Origin of the sequence: Acidianus manzaensis (assembly GCF_002116695.1) — an archaeon.
GTDB lineage: Archaea > Thermoproteota > Thermoprotei_A > Sulfolobales > Sulfolobaceae > Acidianus > Acidianus manzaensis.
Genome location: NZ_CP020477.1, coordinates 2,524,833 through 2,540,595, shown reverse-complemented (window position 1 = coordinate 2,540,595; position 15,763 = coordinate 2,524,833). Strand labels below are relative to the sequence as shown.

22 protein-coding genes are annotated in these 15,763 nt (G+C 29.2%); 13 read left to right on the top strand and 9 right to left on the bottom strand.

Going from position 1 to position 15,763, the window contains the following annotated elements:
• Positions 1-130 precede the first annotated feature (130 nt).
• From tatC to B6F84_RS13170, 3 genes are read right to left on the bottom strand one after another with little or no spacing between them, the layout of a single operon-like run.
• On the bottom strand, positions 131-1,006 hold the full coding sequence (tatC, locus tag B6F84_RS13180; protein WP_148692671.1) for a twin-arginine translocase subunit TatC: 876 nt from the start codon (positions 1,004-1,006) through the stop codon (positions 131-133).
• Positions 990-1,325: a Sec-independent protein translocase subunit TatA/TatB gene (locus B6F84_RS13175; RefSeq protein WP_187152705.1), complete on the bottom strand. Its 336-nt coding sequence runs from the start codon at positions 1,323-1,325 to the stop codon at positions 990-992. Before B6F84_RS13175 ends, tatC begins: the two co-directional genes overlap by 17 nt.
• Before the next feature lie 55 nt (positions 1,326-1,380).
• The gene (locus tag B6F84_RS13170) at positions 1,381-1,689 is read right to left on the bottom strand and encodes a twin-arginine translocase TatA/TatE family subunit (RefSeq protein ID WP_148692669.1); all 309 of its coding nucleotides are present in this window, start codon (positions 1,687-1,689) and stop codon (positions 1,381-1,383) included.
• A gap of 316 nt (positions 1,690-2,005) precedes the next feature.
• On the opposite strand from B6F84_RS13170, the gene B6F84_RS13165 reads away from it, so the two are divergent.
• The 5 genes from B6F84_RS13165 to B6F84_RS13145 all read left to right on the top strand — a co-directional run bounded on the left by B6F84_RS13165 (position 2,006) and on the right by B6F84_RS13145 (position 6,118).
• Positions 2,006-2,578: a hypothetical protein gene (locus tag B6F84_RS13165; protein ID WP_187152704.1), complete on the top strand. Its 573-nt coding sequence runs from the start codon at positions 2,006-2,008 to the stop codon at positions 2,576-2,578.
• A complete protein-coding gene (locus B6F84_RS13160; protein ID WP_148692668.1) occupies positions 2,562-2,966 on the top strand; it encodes a hypothetical protein in 405 nt (134 codons plus the stop codon). The genes B6F84_RS13165 and B6F84_RS13160 overlap by 17 nt, the downstream gene beginning before the upstream one ends.
• Positions 2,967-3,133: 167 nt before the next feature.
• Positions 3,134-4,609 carry a YncE family protein gene (locus B6F84_RS13155; RefSeq protein WP_187152703.1) on the top strand — a complete coding sequence of 492 codons (1,476 nt, stop codon included), beginning with the start codon at positions 3,134-3,136 and terminating at the stop codon, positions 4,607-4,609.
• A gap of 165 nt (positions 4,610-4,774) precedes the next feature.
• On the top strand, positions 4,775-5,440 hold the full coding sequence (locus B6F84_RS13150; RefSeq protein WP_148692666.1) for a hypothetical protein: 666 nt from the start codon (positions 4,775-4,777) through the stop codon (positions 5,438-5,440).
• 294 nt (positions 5,441-5,734) lie between these two features.
• Positions 5,735-6,118: a hypothetical protein gene (locus B6F84_RS13145; protein WP_148692665.1), complete on the top strand. Its 384-nt coding sequence runs from the start codon at positions 5,735-5,737 to the stop codon at positions 6,116-6,118.
• Positions 6,119-6,160: 42 nt separating this feature from the next.
• On the opposite strand, the gene B6F84_RS13140 is transcribed toward B6F84_RS13145, so the two are convergent.
• The 6 genes from B6F84_RS13140 to B6F84_RS13115 form a co-directional block, all read right to left on the bottom strand.
• Complete coding sequence (locus B6F84_RS13140) at positions 6,161-6,499, bottom strand: DsrE family protein (RefSeq protein WP_420807182.1); 339 nt, start codon at positions 6,497-6,499, stop codon at positions 6,161-6,163.
• 13 nt (positions 6,500-6,512) lie between these two features.
• Complete coding sequence (locus B6F84_RS14140; RefSeq protein ID WP_236748978.1) at positions 6,513-6,977, bottom strand: hypothetical protein; 465 nt, start codon at positions 6,975-6,977, stop codon at positions 6,513-6,515.
• A gap of 3 nt (positions 6,978-6,980) precedes the next feature.
• Positions 6,981-8,216, bottom strand: a complete 1,236-nt coding sequence (locus B6F84_RS13130; RefSeq protein WP_148692663.1) for a YeeE/YedE family protein — start codon at positions 8,214-8,216, stop codon at positions 6,981-6,983.
• Positions 8,216-8,467, bottom strand: a complete 252-nt coding sequence (locus B6F84_RS13125; RefSeq protein ID WP_148692662.1) for a sulfurtransferase TusA family protein — start codon at positions 8,465-8,467, stop codon at positions 8,216-8,218. Before B6F84_RS13125 ends, B6F84_RS13130 begins: the two co-directional genes overlap by 1 nt.
• A 264-nt stretch (positions 8,468-8,731) precedes the next feature.
• Positions 8,732-8,956, bottom strand: a complete 225-nt coding sequence (locus B6F84_RS13120; protein ID WP_148692661.1) for a sulfurtransferase TusA family protein — start codon at positions 8,954-8,956, stop codon at positions 8,732-8,734.
• Positions 8,957-9,000: 44 nt separating this feature from the next.
• On the bottom strand, positions 9,001-9,687 hold the full coding sequence (locus tag B6F84_RS13115; protein ID WP_148692660.1) for a sulfurtransferase TusA family protein: 687 nt from the start codon (positions 9,685-9,687) through the stop codon (positions 9,001-9,003).
• A gap of 221 nt (positions 9,688-9,908) precedes the next feature.
• Here B6F84_RS13115 and B6F84_RS13110 point away from each other — a divergent pair, with 221 nt between their 5' ends.
• The 8 genes from B6F84_RS13110 (at position 9,909) to B6F84_RS13940 (ending at position 15,571) form a co-directional block, all read left to right on the top strand.
• The gene (locus tag B6F84_RS13110; RefSeq protein WP_148692659.1) at positions 9,909-10,853 is read left to right on the top strand and encodes a sulfurtransferase TusA family protein; all 945 of its coding nucleotides are present in this window, start codon (positions 9,909-9,911) and stop codon (positions 10,851-10,853) included.
• Between the two features lie 32 nt (positions 10,854-10,885).
• The gene (locus B6F84_RS13105) at positions 10,886-11,278 is read left to right on the top strand and encodes a hypothetical protein (RefSeq protein WP_148692658.1); all 393 of its coding nucleotides are present in this window, start codon (positions 10,886-10,888) and stop codon (positions 11,276-11,278) included.
• Positions 11,253-11,585, top strand: a complete 333-nt coding sequence (locus tag B6F84_RS13100; protein WP_148692657.1) for a DsrE family protein — start codon at positions 11,253-11,255, stop codon at positions 11,583-11,585. The genes B6F84_RS13105 and B6F84_RS13100 overlap by 26 nt, the downstream gene beginning before the upstream one ends.
• A gap of 78 nt (positions 11,586-11,663) precedes the next feature.
• A complete protein-coding gene (locus B6F84_RS13095; RefSeq protein ID WP_148692656.1) occupies positions 11,664-12,863 on the top strand; it encodes a YncE family protein in 1,200 nt (399 codons plus the stop codon).
• Positions 12,864-12,873: 10 nt separating this feature from the next.
• The gene (locus B6F84_RS13090) at positions 12,874-13,809 is read left to right on the top strand and encodes a hypothetical protein (protein WP_148692655.1); all 936 of its coding nucleotides are present in this window, start codon (positions 12,874-12,876) and stop codon (positions 13,807-13,809) included.
• On the top strand, positions 13,802-14,344 hold the full coding sequence (locus B6F84_RS13085; RefSeq protein ID WP_148692654.1) for a TQO small subunit DoxD: 543 nt from the start codon (positions 13,802-13,804) through the stop codon (positions 14,342-14,344). The genes B6F84_RS13090 and B6F84_RS13085 overlap by 8 nt, the downstream gene beginning before the upstream one ends.
• A gap of 82 nt (positions 14,345-14,426) precedes the next feature.
• Positions 14,427-15,236, top strand: a complete 810-nt coding sequence (locus tag B6F84_RS13080; protein WP_148692653.1) for a DUF973 family protein — start codon at positions 14,427-14,429, stop codon at positions 15,234-15,236.
• Between the two features lie 164 nt (positions 15,237-15,400).
• The gene (locus tag B6F84_RS13940) at positions 15,401-15,571 is read left to right on the top strand and encodes a hypothetical protein (protein WP_187152702.1); all 171 of its coding nucleotides are present in this window, start codon (positions 15,401-15,403) and stop codon (positions 15,569-15,571) included.
• Positions 15,572-15,763: the final 192 nt, after the last annotated feature.

Genomic DNA, 15,763 nt, shown 5'->3' with positions numbered 1-15,763 from the left:
AGTTGATTAATATTATGGTTCTAGCTTAGGAAAGATCTAATTGGAAACTAAAAGCAAATTCTTATATCAGAAATAAAAGCAACTATTAACCAGAGTGTTTTTTTCTTAAGCTTCTTGGAAAAAGAAAAGTTTATCTTGTATCTTTTACTGATTTCAAATTCTGAGGTATACTAGATAATTTTTGTTGCCTAAGTTTTCTATTAACTACCATTTTAGATGTACCATATCCTGCAAAGTATAATGATGAAAGGATTATTCCAATAGTTGTTTCAATTATTCCTCCAGTTGTTCCTGGTGATATCATCCATGCTATAATGAAAGAACCTAGTACTCCCCATCTCCAATTTCTCTTCCAAGTTTCAGGTTTTACAATTCCTATATATGACAAAACTGTCATTACGAGAGGAAATTCAAATGCTACACCTACTGCTAACATTAATGTAACTACAGTACTTATAAAAGATCTTAAACCTAAAGTAGGCTCAACGCCTAAAGACTGAGTATAGAATAGGATAAATCTTAACATAAATGGAATTATAATAAAGTAAGCGAAAGATGCTCCAGCTAAAAATAATAAACTACTTGGTAATATGATATTTCTAAATAATTTCTTCTCATTATCATATAAACCTGGAGCTATAAATCCCCAAATTTCTTTTACAACGAAAGGCAATGAAATTACAACTCCAAAAAAGAACGCAATATAAGCAGAAGAATATAATGTATCAAATACGTTAATATTTATTAAATGTAATTGAGGAGGTAATTCAGAATGTATAAACATTACAATTATTAAAGTCGAAAAACTGTGAAATATGTCTGGATAAACTATGGGAATAGTATGACCAGCAACTGTTATAGTAGTGGGAGAAAGACCGAATAATATAGCAAAAGTTGCAAAAATTGAGATAAAAGCTCTTCTTAATCTTTGAACTAATTCACGTAAATGATCTAGTAGTGGCCTCTCTTCTTGCTTTTTCTCTAACTCTTCAGTTCTTGTTACCATCTTTCTTTAGCCTCTCTAATTCTGACTGTAACCTCTTTATTTCTTCCTCTAACTGGCTTATTTTATTATTATAAGAATAACTTTGTTGTTGAGGAGTATAAGATATTTGTTTAATCAATTCTTGATTTCCTTCATTCCTTATATCATCTATACTCTTTAGTTCTTTATTTAATTCTGCTGTAAATTCAGATTGCCTTCTCCTAAATTCCTCATAAGCCTTACCTAAATTCCTCATAACTTGAGGAGCATTCTTTTCTCCTCCTATCAGTAGGACTCCTACTATCAAAACAATTATGATATCAGAAATGTTACCAATCACTAACATCACCGCTTAAATAATTTTTTAATTTTCCTTAATATTTTAGTAAAAAAATTTAACTTTGGCTTGTCTGTTGCTTTTTTAATTGTTCTAATTGATCTTGTAATTGCTTAATCTGCTTTTCTAAATCTGAAGCCGATACGTTTTGTGTAGGCTGAGTATTTTGTTGAATTTGAGGTTGAGATTGCACAGCTTGTTGCATTTGATTTATCTCCATTTCAGACTCTATTCTTCCCTTCTTGAATTCTCCTACAGCCTTACCCATATTTCTAAAAATTTCAGGTATTTTACTTGCTCCGAAGAAAACTAATGCTGCAACAATTAATATGATTAGTATATCTGTTGGTGCAAGATTACCAAACATACCTTTTTACCCTAAATTAACATTATGATTAACTAGTTAAAAAACCTTACTTATGTTTCAAAGTATATATAGTCAATGAAAATTATGTTAATTTATTTTAATATCATAAAAAACAAGTATCTCAATTCTTAATATCTTAAAACGGATAAAGAACCAACAATTTAAGTAAATATAATTTGATATTATTTTTATAACTTATATTATTGAATTTCTCATTTTTCATTCAATTTACTATCAGATTCAATTAACAAGGTTAATGAAGAATTATAACGATTATTAAAGTAAATATTATAATAAATGGAGATAACATAGACTTATGTGTTTATTACTAGAATATGAGGTTTCCAGACCAATAATTTCCAACGACATTTTATTACTTAAAAAAGACGATTTTCTTAAATTAAGTGAATTGCACTTATCTGTACTTTCTTCTGATAAAAGAAATAAGGAAATAAGCAAAAGTTATTATTATTTTATCATAAATAAATTAAGAGATTTAGGATTACTTCTTGATAACGCAATAGCCTTTAAGGCAGTTTTAGCTTACACAGTTAATTTGCAAGGAATTCTTATAGATAAACAAATAATATTCGTCACTAACGATAATAAAAGAATGATTTATTATAATCCAGAAAATTCTGTTTATCAATGCTGTGGATGTCCTGTAACTTCGGAATGCCTACAAGGATTAAAAACAATAGCAAAAGAAACAAATATAAAAATTAGAAAAGAAGATTTAGACGAAGCTTGGCTGGCTTTACTAGAAGAAATGAGAATTAAATTATTGTCAAACATGAAATATATTAGAGCTAAAGCTGATTTAATAAAAATTGAAAATAATCCAAATAAAACAAAAGAAGAGGAAAAAGAGTATGAATGGAGTAAGTAAATTATATAAACTAGGATTAGGAGGATTATTTCTTTTATTTGGCACTTTTTCCTTAGGCTTAATTAGAGCTCTAATTGATTCAGGAAAAATTAAAGTAAGCATGCCAGAGGACTTTCTTTATCTACATATAGTATTTGCATTAGCAACTGGCTTACTTTCCATATTTTTACTTATTTTAGCGAATAAAACAGGATTATTATTTCCAAGATTCTTAGCAATAGTAAATATTGCAGCTATTTCTATAGCAGGAAGTAATGGAATACTTTACCTATTAACACAAAAAGACTTATTTACTGATATAATGCTTTATTCATTTGAAATATCCTTTGGAGTATCTTCAATGCTCATAGGATACTTATATTGCTTCTATAAAAATTGCTTTAGATAATCGATTAGGCTAATAATATAATTAATAGTAAGTATTTAAGGAATTAGCCAAACTCACTTCCCAATAAACTTATATTACAACATTCCTTCTTTATACAAATGTTAAATACTCTTATTATTAGGAAAATTATCAGTATGTTGATAATTAGTGCCTTTATTCTATCATTTATGACATTTTATTCGATACAATCAACCGCTCAAACTTCTAATGTAGTAACAGTAAATGTAGGAAAATCACCTACTGCTATGGTTTACGCTAAAGGGTTATTGTATGTAGTAAACGAAGGTTCAAACTCAGTTTCGGTTATTAATGGAACAAAAGTAATAGCAAACATAACAGTTCAAGAAGAACCAGATGCTATAGCATACGATCCTTCTAATAATCTTATATATATAGCTAATTTAAATTCATATAGCGTTTCAGTCATTAATGGAACAAAAGTAATAGCAAACATAACAGTAGGAGAATACCCTAATGCTATTATTTATAATCCGTCAAATAATTATGTTTATGTATCGGTATCTGGAACTAATTCTATAGCAGTCATTAATGGAACTTCTGTAATAGCAAAACTAGGTGTTAAGGCTGATCCTGTAAGTTTCACATACGATCAACAAAATCATCTATTATATGTAGCAGATTTTGGATTTAGTACAGTTTCGGTTATTAATGGAACAAAAGTAATAGCAAACATAACAGTAGGAGAATACCCGTATTCAGTGACTTACGATCAGTATAATGGACTAATATACGTAGCAAATTCCTTATCAGACTATATTTCGGTTATTAATGGAACAAAAGTAATAGCAAACATAAACAACGTTAATAATCCATTTCAAATAGTTATATCACCTTACTATATATATGCCATTTCAAGCAGTGGTAATATTTCGATAATTAAAGACAATACTGTAATTTATAATTTAACTAGTATACAATCACCATCATATATACTATATAATCCTAATACAAACTATACTTACGTTTCAAGTTTAACTTCTGGTAGCGTTTTCATTTTATCAGGAAGTAATGTCATTAATACTATACAAGTTGGGCAAACCCCAAGACAAATAATATACAACGGAACAACAGTTTATGTATTAAATACTGGATCAAATAGTGTAACCATTATATACAAATTACCTATAGTACCTCCAAAATACACGCTAACATTCGAAGAAACAGGACTACCAACAGGAACACAATGGAACATAACAATAAACGGAACAACATACACATCAACGACAAACACAATATCAGTAACACTACCGTATGGGACATATCAATACAAAATACAAAACATCTCAGGATACATACAAAACATAACTTCAGGAATAATAACACTAGACAAAAACACAACAATATTAATCAAATTCGCACAAATAGTGCCACCGACGTCAACAACAAGCACCACCACTACAACAACTACTACAACGTCAACAACAAGCACTACAACAACATCAACAACATCTACAACGTCTACAACAACATCAACAACAAGCACTACAACAAGCACAGTAGTACCAACAACCTCTACAACAACACATACTACAACATCCTCTATACCTCTACTACTAATAGCTGGGATTATCGTTGTAATAATCATAATTGCAATAGTAGTATTATTAATTAGAAGGAAATAACTTTTTAACTTTATTTTTAATACGTGATTTTTATTTATCATAGTGCGAGTAGAAAGCTTCTATAAAGCAGTATTTATGACCTCATTTTATGGAGAATCTTACACGAAAATTTTGCACATAAAATTAGAACACTTTTAATACTCCCTAAAATATTATACATAATTAATGAAAAAGTTACTAAGTCTTGCTGCTATACTATTGATTTTTGAAATTAGTATACTACCTTTATATCAGAATTCTGTTATATATTATTACTATGAAAATCAGAAAATAACAACTCTAAATGTTATTAAAGCAAATGAATATAATGATTCTTATTATGGTACATTACTTTTCCACCACAATATATTATTATCTTACTATGTATATTCTTCATCATACGTTTCATCATCAAATAATATTACCATAAATGCTACATTAGATTATTCTGTTTTGGGATATTTCTTCAATATCCCACCTACCGCTAATATAAATGCTTCTACTATAAATGTATATCAAAATGGAAATTTAATAATTATTCCTATATTAGTATATTATACTGGCATAAATAATTCATCAGTTTATAATTATGTCAATATAACTTTATCTGAAGGAAAAAACCATACAATTATTCCTTTAGAATCTAATGGTATAATATTAAATAATGCTTATCATGTACCTATTACTAAAGGATTAATTACTCTAAACGTTAGCTGGGAAATAAATTCCTTTTATCTTTCAATTTCGCCTATCTACTATGAAGAATTATTGGTAGCGTTCAATGAGGGAGGAGTTTACTACGTATATTTTTGGAACATTAATATAACTTCATTAAGTATAATAAATATATGACTTTTTGTAAATGTGTTCATCTCTTCCTAGATCAAGTAAATTGAATGTTGAGTTCTAAAATAAATATTTAATAATTCCATATAGATTGAAAATAAAAAAGAGTTAACTTATAATGCATTTTGAACTAGTATGAAGAAACTTTGTAGCTGAGATTGTGATGGAGCTAAATTTATAGCAAAAACTAATATTGCATCGTATTGTGAGACCCCTTTCATAATACCAAAAATCTAATTCAATAGGTTAAATACATATCAGCGATAGTCGTATATTCTTGTTGACCTTCAATATTCTTCTATGTTTAAATCCTTATTGGCAGGATTTTTTGCTGGGCTTATAGATGTTATATTTTATTTAAATGATCTAAATATTTTCTCTGTATTATCTTTTCATATCTTGAAAGTATATTCAATACCGTTAGGAATTATTTTGCATATAATTGCGTCTACTATAATTTTCTTTGTAGCTGTTTTCTTGATAGAAAAATCTGGAATAAAAATGAATGGACTATTTTCAGTTATAATACTAGGACTGTTGACTGGATCTGCTGTATTAGCTCTCTTTAGCTTGCCTGTACATCTCCTTATTTTTCCAATAAAAATTACTTTAATCTACGTCCTAGCTCACGTATTTTACGGATTATTTGGATATCTTATCTATTGGAGTTTAAGAAAAATATAAAATGAATATATTATAAATTAAATTTTTTTAAAAGAAAAGATCTTAAAAAACTAAGATTGACTTAGATTCAGAACTTTTTAATGCAAATTCTGAAACTCCGCTGATCTTTACTTTAGGAAGTAATTCTTCTTCTTTTATGTTTTTTACTTTCATTCCAAATTCACATGCTGCTAGCTCAACATCGTCTTCTCCTAATTCGAGCAAATTATCTATATAATACTTCAATGGTTTTTCGTTTCCTATAACGATTTTTTCTGCTTCTTTTGATACGCCTCTTAGCGCATCCATTGTAAAGAACATGTATACTTTATTTCCTGAAGAGACATAGCCTATCGCAGTTATGTAACCCATATAGAGTTTTTCTGGATCCCCAGATATCATAAAGAAGGAATATTTATCCTGCAATTTGAGTCACCCTTACATATTTTACAAGTGCATACCAGAACCACATTAAGCAAGAACATACTGCAATATATGCAGGTAGTCTTACGTCTAAGCTTAAACCTAATATTGAATTTCCTAAAGTTATAAGTCCTATTATTTCCAAAGCTATTACAATAGGTGATGCTAAGTCTACTATTCCATATTTTGATTTGCCGTTTTCTAATTGTTGCAATATCTTAACTAGATTATACCAGAATATGCTTAAGCCTGCAAAGACTAAAAAGTAACATAACCAAAGTGTAGCATTTAAGTATCCCTCCATTTGCTGAGGAACTACGTATACTGCATAATTTCCATGCTGTAACGCTAAATTATCTGATCCTACTAAGTAAATTAGGCTAAATTTATACCATCCTATGGCGAATAACGAAAGTATAAGTGGAGCTAAAAGTTTTCTAATATATGCTGACTGCATTTTTTATAACCTCTCTTGAACTTTTACTGCTAAGTATACTCCACCTAACATACCGAATAGGAATATTATTCCATCATATCCTATCTGAGCGAAGTTTGTCCACATTAATCCTACATTGCATCCTAAAGCCATTCTAACTCCTATTCCTACTAGTATTCCTCCTATGAAGCCTATACCTAATCTTTTCTTATCCTTAGGAATCCTTATCTTAAAGTCTCCGCTTAGATATGATGCAAAAAATGCACCTACACATAGCATTACTACCATTAGAGTGCTAGTATCTACTATTGGTAATGAATCGTTAAACCATGGAGTAGTTAGGAACAAATGCTGTCCTGCTATCATCATTATATATTCGAAAAATCTTCCTCCGTCTGATGAGGTTATAACTAAGTAATTGAAAGTGTAACCTGACCCTACTATAAATACTAATAGCATGTCTAATGCTAATATTACTGTAGTGAGATTTGTTCCGTAAGGTTTCTTAAGTAATAACATGTCTTTTGCATCTTGACTTAATCTAATTTTACTTGGCAATTCAGTTGGAGTAGGTATTCCGAAAGAATTCATTTTAGAAAAGGCTGATATTCCAGGCATTTTTCCTCCGGCAAAAGATTTCCATTTGCTTTTAGTTCTATGCTGTAAATATATACCTAAAATAATTAAAGGAGCTGAGTAAATGATCGTAGTAATTAGTATTGAGGAATCTGAAACGTTATGGAATATTAAATATGGAAGGTATTCTATGTATCCTCCAGATGTAGTAGAGAGAATTCCTTTTTCCATTGTATATAATTGGAATGGCCAAATTCCTATAGCAAATATGTAAGTTCCTATCATCATTCCGAATAACTCTATCCAATTTTGTACGTATCCAGAAGCTGCTCTGTAGAGCATTGATAAATTGCATCCTCCAGCTAGAGCTGCTCCAAATCCAAAAATTATAGATCCTACTAAAATGTACCATCCTCCAAAATAGTTAAAATAATATTGATCACTAGCAGGAATTATTCCTAATCCTACTAATAATCCTGCTCCTAATGCAGATAAACCAAATAGAAGTAGTAAAGCTCCAAATCTTTCAAAGCTTCTTACTGTAAATATTGAAGTCATAGCATTTACAAAGCAATAGTTTCCTCTTTGTGCTGCCCAACCTAAAATAAATCCAGAAAGAGCAAATACTGCAAAAACTACTTCCCAGCTATAAGAAAAAACAGGTTGTAATACCATTGGAGGCATTAACTCACCTTCAGGATTCTCACCTTATACACTTCTCCATCCTTTAATATTACGTATGGATATCCTAATGATTTGCACAAGGATGGTAATGTGACGTCTACTGCTGGTTGATGGTCTGTTAAAACTTCTAAGATCTGACCTGCCTTCATTTTCTTAAGTTTTTTGCTTGCCATCATTTCAGGGACAGGGCATGATTCTCCTCTTACATCTAATGTATCATTTGGTTCTTTAGTTTTTAGTTCTTCGCTCATTTTTCACACCTATCATTATTTAAGAAATAAAACAATATTTAAGAGTTAAGTATTTATAAACCCTTTATTTATTTTCTATGATATTAATTAGAAGTTACTTGATTAACAGTAGATTTTTTATGTTAAGTGTATCTTCTGTTTACATACTATTAATGATTTTTTATTATAAAAATCATAAAATATAATATTCTATTTAATAGATAAATGTCATTTAATTATATAAAAAAGAAATTCAAGTTTTCAGAGCTATAAATTATGAGTTATTCATTCCTTTTTCACAATGTACATTACTCTATCTTCATCTAAATGTTTTAATTCTGTGTTAATTTTAAAGTATTGAAATAAATCTACTATATCTCTTTCTTGAGAACTATTCCTTTCTACTATGACTTCTAAAATATCTCCGTCTTTCATTTTCTTTAGCTTAGAATAAACTATCATTTGTGGAACTGCACAGCATAATCCTAAAAGGTCTATTGTAGATTTCATATTTAATGATTTGTTTAAAAAAGTTATTAAATTTTAATAAGATATTAAGTTTTAGCTAATATCGTAGGTAATATTTCTTCAGCCTTAGATAAATGTTTTTTTATTGCTGTAGATGCAAACGATTTAAAAGGACCACTATACCATTCTGTAATATCAATAATATTTTCTTTTACTGTTTTATTTATAATTATTTTCCAACCAAATCTAATTCTCATCATTGGAAGTTTTTCATATGCAGTATAGTATATTAAACCTCCTCTTGGAGTCTTCTGATAATTTAAATATAATGGAGTTTCAAAATTTAAAATCCATTTAATATGAAGAATAAAATTGCCCGGTTGAATTTGTTCTATTGCCTTAATTTGTGGAACAAAAGACATAAGAAAATGTGGATCAGTTAATTTGTCCACTATATCATTTTCTGAATCTATTGTTATACTTTTTGAGAACGAGATTGAATCTTCTTCCTCTTTACTTTCTGTTGATTCCTTATAAATTATAAATTCAACGTAATCTCCTTTGTTTTTTATCTCATAATTTAATCCAAGACTTTTACATAATGATGGAAGTGTGACTTCTATTGCAGGCGCATGATCGGTTAAAATTATTAGTTTCCCCTTATTTATTTTCTGTAATTCTTTACTTGCTGTCATTTCTGGCACAGGACATGACTCTCCCCTTAAGTCTAAAGTTTTTTCATTGTTTCCTGTATTAGAATCGTAATCTGTCATCATAATTATCATGATCTTTATAAATAAAAATCTTTTCTATTGAACTCATTAAACTGAAATTGTATACTAGTGAATCAATTTAGATATTTATAATAAGATAAACATTAAATACGATTTTTAATAATAACATATTAATAGTTATTTTAATTTACTGAATATGTTTTTAAATAATTCTTATTAACGTAAAGTATAAATAAATCTTTGAGAACAAGTGTTTATTAATGCAAGTGAAAATAAAATCTGAGAATATAGCTCCGCTCTTAGATATAGAAAAACATGGGAATATATATTTACTAAAAAATATAAAAAGATTGGATTACGGTTACTCATGTAAATTAAAATGGTTAAAAACAGAATTTAATACTCTAGTTAGTGTCAAAGCAAATTCTATAGAAATAATTGAAGAAAATGGGAAATTCTATATTACAATTACTTTTAATGGTAGAGAAGCATCAATTAATCTACATTGTAGTTCTATTCTAACTGTAGCCTTAAAACCATTGGTTTGGAGACTTGCTAAAAATTTAGAGAAATATTCAGGATATATAAATGAAATTAAAACATCAATATCAAGTAACCAGAAAAATGCATCTCTCTTAGAAATATTCGAAACAAAACCATCAGTATCATTAGACTTGAGAGGTACTACATGCCCTATTCCAGAAATAGAATCAAAAAAACTGATATTAAAAGCAAAACCTTATGATACAATAGAAGTTCTAGTAGATCATCCAGCTGCTGTATTGTATACATTACCAGAAGTAGCTAAAACTTTCGGATGTAAATATTTTGTAAGAAATATGGGTGATTATGCATCATTCGTTTTTATATGTGGAAGAAAAGAAGACTTTCAATTAGATCTATCTGACGTCAAAAATCTTATGAGAGATGAAAGCTCAATAGCAAAATTGTATTTATATTTTGATAAGATAGAAAAACAAATTAAGACAGAGACGATTAATCAAGATGTACTTTCTTATGAAGGACTAACTTTGATCGTTGCTTCGCCTGAAGGAAGAGGATGGCTTCTTACAGCCTTAGAAGATAGTGGAAAAATAATTTCGGCAAGGTTAGATTATGGTAACATAAAACTTTACGATGAAGATGCAATAAACATGATAAATAATTTCAACGGATTAATAAACATTTATTATTTAAAGCATTAAAGTTTTTTATCTTTTATAAATTAGTTAACATTATGATAAAAGATAATTGTGGTTGTGTAGTTGAAAGAAAATATGCCTCTGACTTTCTCTCTAGACAGATATTTAGAGTAAATAAAAAACCTAAAGGATATGAAAAAATAGCAGAAATTCAAATTGATGGAAGAACCTTAGAATTATATTACATCAATAAAGAAGAGAAAAAAGAAGAGGAAGAATATCCTTTAAAATACAAATGTAGTGAATGCCCTCTCCTCATAATAGTTATGGAAGCTTTATGCGAAAAATATGCAGAAAACAAACACATAGATTTTGATACAGCAATAAAAACTGTAGACAATATAAAAGGTTTAACTAGAAATCAATTTGTAACGTCTGTAATCAAGCAAGTGGTGAGTAAGCTTGAAGAAAATAGCATATATAATTGAATCTAGCTTAGGAAATTACATTTTAGGCCAGATGATAGTACCTCAATTAGAGGAAGACAGACATAACGCAGAAGTAAAAGGAATGTTCTTTATAGACAATAACGTTTACCTCCTAATGAGAGATAATCCATTAGCAGAAAGATTAGCAAAATTAAACAAAGAAAAAGGAATATATTTACAAGCTTGTGACCAATGCGTCTACATGAGAAATTTAGCTGATAAATTAATTCCAGAAGCTAAAATAGGATGTTTTCCAGATTTTTACGATAAAGTCCTAGATAAAGTAGACCTTATAATAACAATTTAATTTCTTTTTTGCTTATGAATGATAAAAAGGGTTTATAAACTGAGTAGATTTTAATACCTAAATTTCATAACAAATGATATGAACTATAAATTATTATTGTTAGCAGGATTTGTAATAATTATAGCAGTAGGTTTCGGTGCAGCATATTTAATGTTAAGAACACCAACAACTACTTCTCCAACATCGACAACATCCATCTCTAGCATTTCTACATCAACTACTGCTCCTAGCAATAATTTCGATTTTCTAGTACTAACTCAGAAAGGAATAGCAATGGTTATAAATCCATTTTCTTCATCAGATAGTTTTCTTGGATTTCAGCACGTAGTAAATATTTCTTTAAGCGTACCTACACAAGTATTCTACTGGGTTCAATTACCTTATAATTCAATGATATCCAAAGGAAATATAGTTTTCATGCCTTTAAATAATGGTACAGTATATGCAATAAACTCTCAGACAATGAAAGTAGTTAAAACGTTTGTTGTGGGTAATTCTACTGGGTTCATAGGAGTATCTTATTCACCAAATATGCAATATGTAGCAATAGCAGACGGTCCTTCAGGAACTGTAGAAGTCATTAATTTGAATACATTAAACGTCGTATGGAGCGAAACTTTCGTATCACCAACTGGTAGGACTTTCTATCCTTGTGATGTTAGATGGGCTCCAAATGGAGATTATCTATTAGTACCCATGAGGTTTAACAATAGTGTAGATGAAATAAACGCAAATAATGGACAAGTAATGAAAGTTTTGGCTGCATCTCCAGGATCAGAACCATATATGTTAACCGTGAATTCTCAGGGAACTATGTTAGCAGTAGAATATTCAGGTAATAATTCAGTAGGGTTCTACTCATTACCTAGCTTATCGTATGAAGGAATGGTTAGAATGCCCAGTACTGTAGTAGCGCAGAGAGGAGTATTTACTCCAAACGGACAATATTATTTAGAGGCTTCAGCTAGTACTAATGAAGTAGCAGTAATTTCTACTTCAAGTTTTACTGTAACTAATACAATTTCTTTACCAAGTACTTCATCTCCAGGTTTATCAGAGATTGAAATAACTCCTGGTGGAAGCTATGCGTTCGTTGTCATTCATGGAAATGTAAAGACTGGAGGTATGATAGTTCTTATATCTCTTTCAAGTATGAGCGTAGTCTATCAAGTTCCATTAACTACAGCACCATCTGCCGTAATTCCTCTACAAACATCTGCCGCAACGTACTTAGTAGATAATGTATTATTACCACCAGTTACTGGTCTTCACTGTTAGGTGAAGTTAAATGATAGAAAAAGGAAAAAAGAAAGTAATTCATCCTCTTTTTTATTATTTAATTTTTATTGATTTTACTGTTTTATTACCTGTCATAGTTAATGGAGTAAGAATTCTAAATTTATGGTATTCTCCAATGTCAGATACTGGACAAATTACTTTTACTACACCTTTTCTCTTATTTTCAGTTATTTGTATATCTATTTCAATTATTCTTGGTTATTTCCTATACAGAAGAAAATCTAATAGATTTATACTAGTCTCTGGACCGATGAGGATTAGAAACGTGGTAAAGGCAATGATAAAAGACAATTTAGGTAGATCTTTAATAATAGTTTACTCTGCATTATATTTTATTTCTTACTTAATCACTTCTGGACTTCTCATTATACCTGGGATAAACGTTGATTCTTATTTTACTCAATTAAGCATTATAACTTATGAAGGAAGTGGAATTACTGTATATAAATTAATAGGAAGTGTCTATTTAGTTTCGAATAGTACACTACTATTTTTAGGATTTATTATCGATGCTATATTGACTTTATCCTTAATCCTTTCATATTACATTGTTTCATTAGTTTATGTTTCATTGAATATTTATTCTTTTCCTGTACCTAAAAGATTCAGAATTTATGGATTAAGTACAGCAGGAGGGTTCTTGACAGCATCTGTACCTTCAATAGGCACTATAGCGGGAGTTTGTTGCTTAACTCCTACAGCTATTAATTCTTTGCTGTACTTAGCTTCAGGAACGTTACCATTTGCTAAGGGAATTACATGGAAATATGGTACTTTTATAGTAGGAGCCTGGACTGGAGGAATTTTGCAGGCTCTAAGTTTGGTATCTCCAATGGTACTTGGAGTTATATTAATAGGAGTTTCTGCTTATTATATTTATTCTATTTCAAATAGAATATCTAGAATGGTGATTATAGATGAGTAAGATAGAACAAAATCAAATGTGGATAACATTAGTAAGACTAGTAACTGCATCTATTTGGCTTAATGCTGGAATTTTCGATAAATTATTAAACCCAGGTTTCCTTAATCCTAATTCAAACTCTTATGTAGGCTTTACTATTCTTTATTTCTCTGAAGGATCAATAATTAAATCGTTCTTGTATGCTGTAGCTTTTCCGCATCCTATTTTAACTGGAGAACTTGTTATGATAGGTGAAATTACTTTTGGTACATTAATGTTTTTAGGCCTTGGAACTAGATTAGCATCAACTGCCGCATTTTATACTAATTTAATTTACTTTTTGTCCGCAGCATGGACAGGAGCAGAAGAGTATGGAATTAATTTATTAATGATGTGCATTGACGCTTATTTTATTTATTATGGCGCATCATACTTTTCCTTAGATTCTTTAATTGAAAAGAAATTTAGATTGATAAATAGCAAAAAACTATGGATTACAATAGCCTCAATAATATACTTAACGGTGATTTTGTATCTTTACTTTTATGGATTATAATTTTCAATTAGGAACATTTTTTGTCTATTTTTTTAGGAGAGAAATAGTTAGTATTTTCTATTTGCAAAATAGGATGTAATATATGGAATCACAAATTCAAGCAATGAAGAATGTAAAGGACGGTTCACTGTATTATTTAGTAGCTGTTATAGTAGACATAGGGTTAATATTTGGAGTAATTGTAGATAGAACGTTCGGTTTAAGCTTTGAATTCCTCATCATAGAATTAGCTTCATATTTTGTACTAATTTATGGATTTACTAAACTAAGATATGGATTTTACGGATTATCAAAGTTCTATGACATAAGGAGTAACTTAGGTACAGCAGGAATTAATACATTTATTTTTGGAATAATAGCAATTCTTTTTAGCGATATTTTCCTTCCTTTACTTTACGTAGGAGTAATTCTTATTGTAGGTGGAGATGTATTAATTGGATTAACATTTTACGATATCGGAAAACATTATGAAAATAATTTAACTATTATTGCAGGAATACTAATTGGATTAACTGTTACCCTACCAATAGGTTACATCATATCTTACGTAGCGTCATCAGAAATAATTGAAAAAATATCTAAAATCCCACCAAAACCACCTATGGAAATTACAGTAAAGGACAAAACAATTGGTTATGGAATTTTAAAGAGTACCGGTTTAGCAGATTTCAAAGTATATTCTAATGTTCAAGCTGAAATAGTTTCTGCTCAAATACAAGGATATGACTTACCAGTCTTAGATATTACTCCAAAAAGTGTTAACCCTGGAGAGAACTCAATTAAAGTAAAATTCAGTTTATCGGGAATGTTCACTCCTGGGAATATATACAATGTTGAATTATTACTCTCAAATAATGAAAAGTTAATAGCATCCTTAGTTTATGAAATGTAAATCTAGAATTTTCTACCGTTAAACTTCTATAATATTTTTATTTAGTTACATAGTTAAGGATAAAGTCAAAAGTATTATACGTCTTAAAGATGACGAGATCAATTTAAACTTTAGCAATAAACTTTAAAAATTAGCAAGCCAATATATTATATGGTGATAAAGATATGAGACTAGCATTGAAGAGAAAAGTTGACGACAAGCAAAAAGAAAGTTATAATCCACAATATACTGACATGCCATTAGAATACTTAAAAGACGAATATCCAGAAGTATACAACGAAATAATAAGAAAGTATAAGGCAGTAGACTCATACGTATTCATGAGAAATATGTAAGCCTTTATTTTCATCAAAAATTAATTTTATCTAGAAATAACATATTCTATCTATAACTGTTTAATTTCAATCACTATGTACTCCTTTTTATTACGAGTAAAAGTCGAAAATTGATTTTTGGATAATTCAGTAAGAACATGAATAACAGAATCTAGTGATAATAGGCTAACGAGAATAAAATCTAAAATCCTA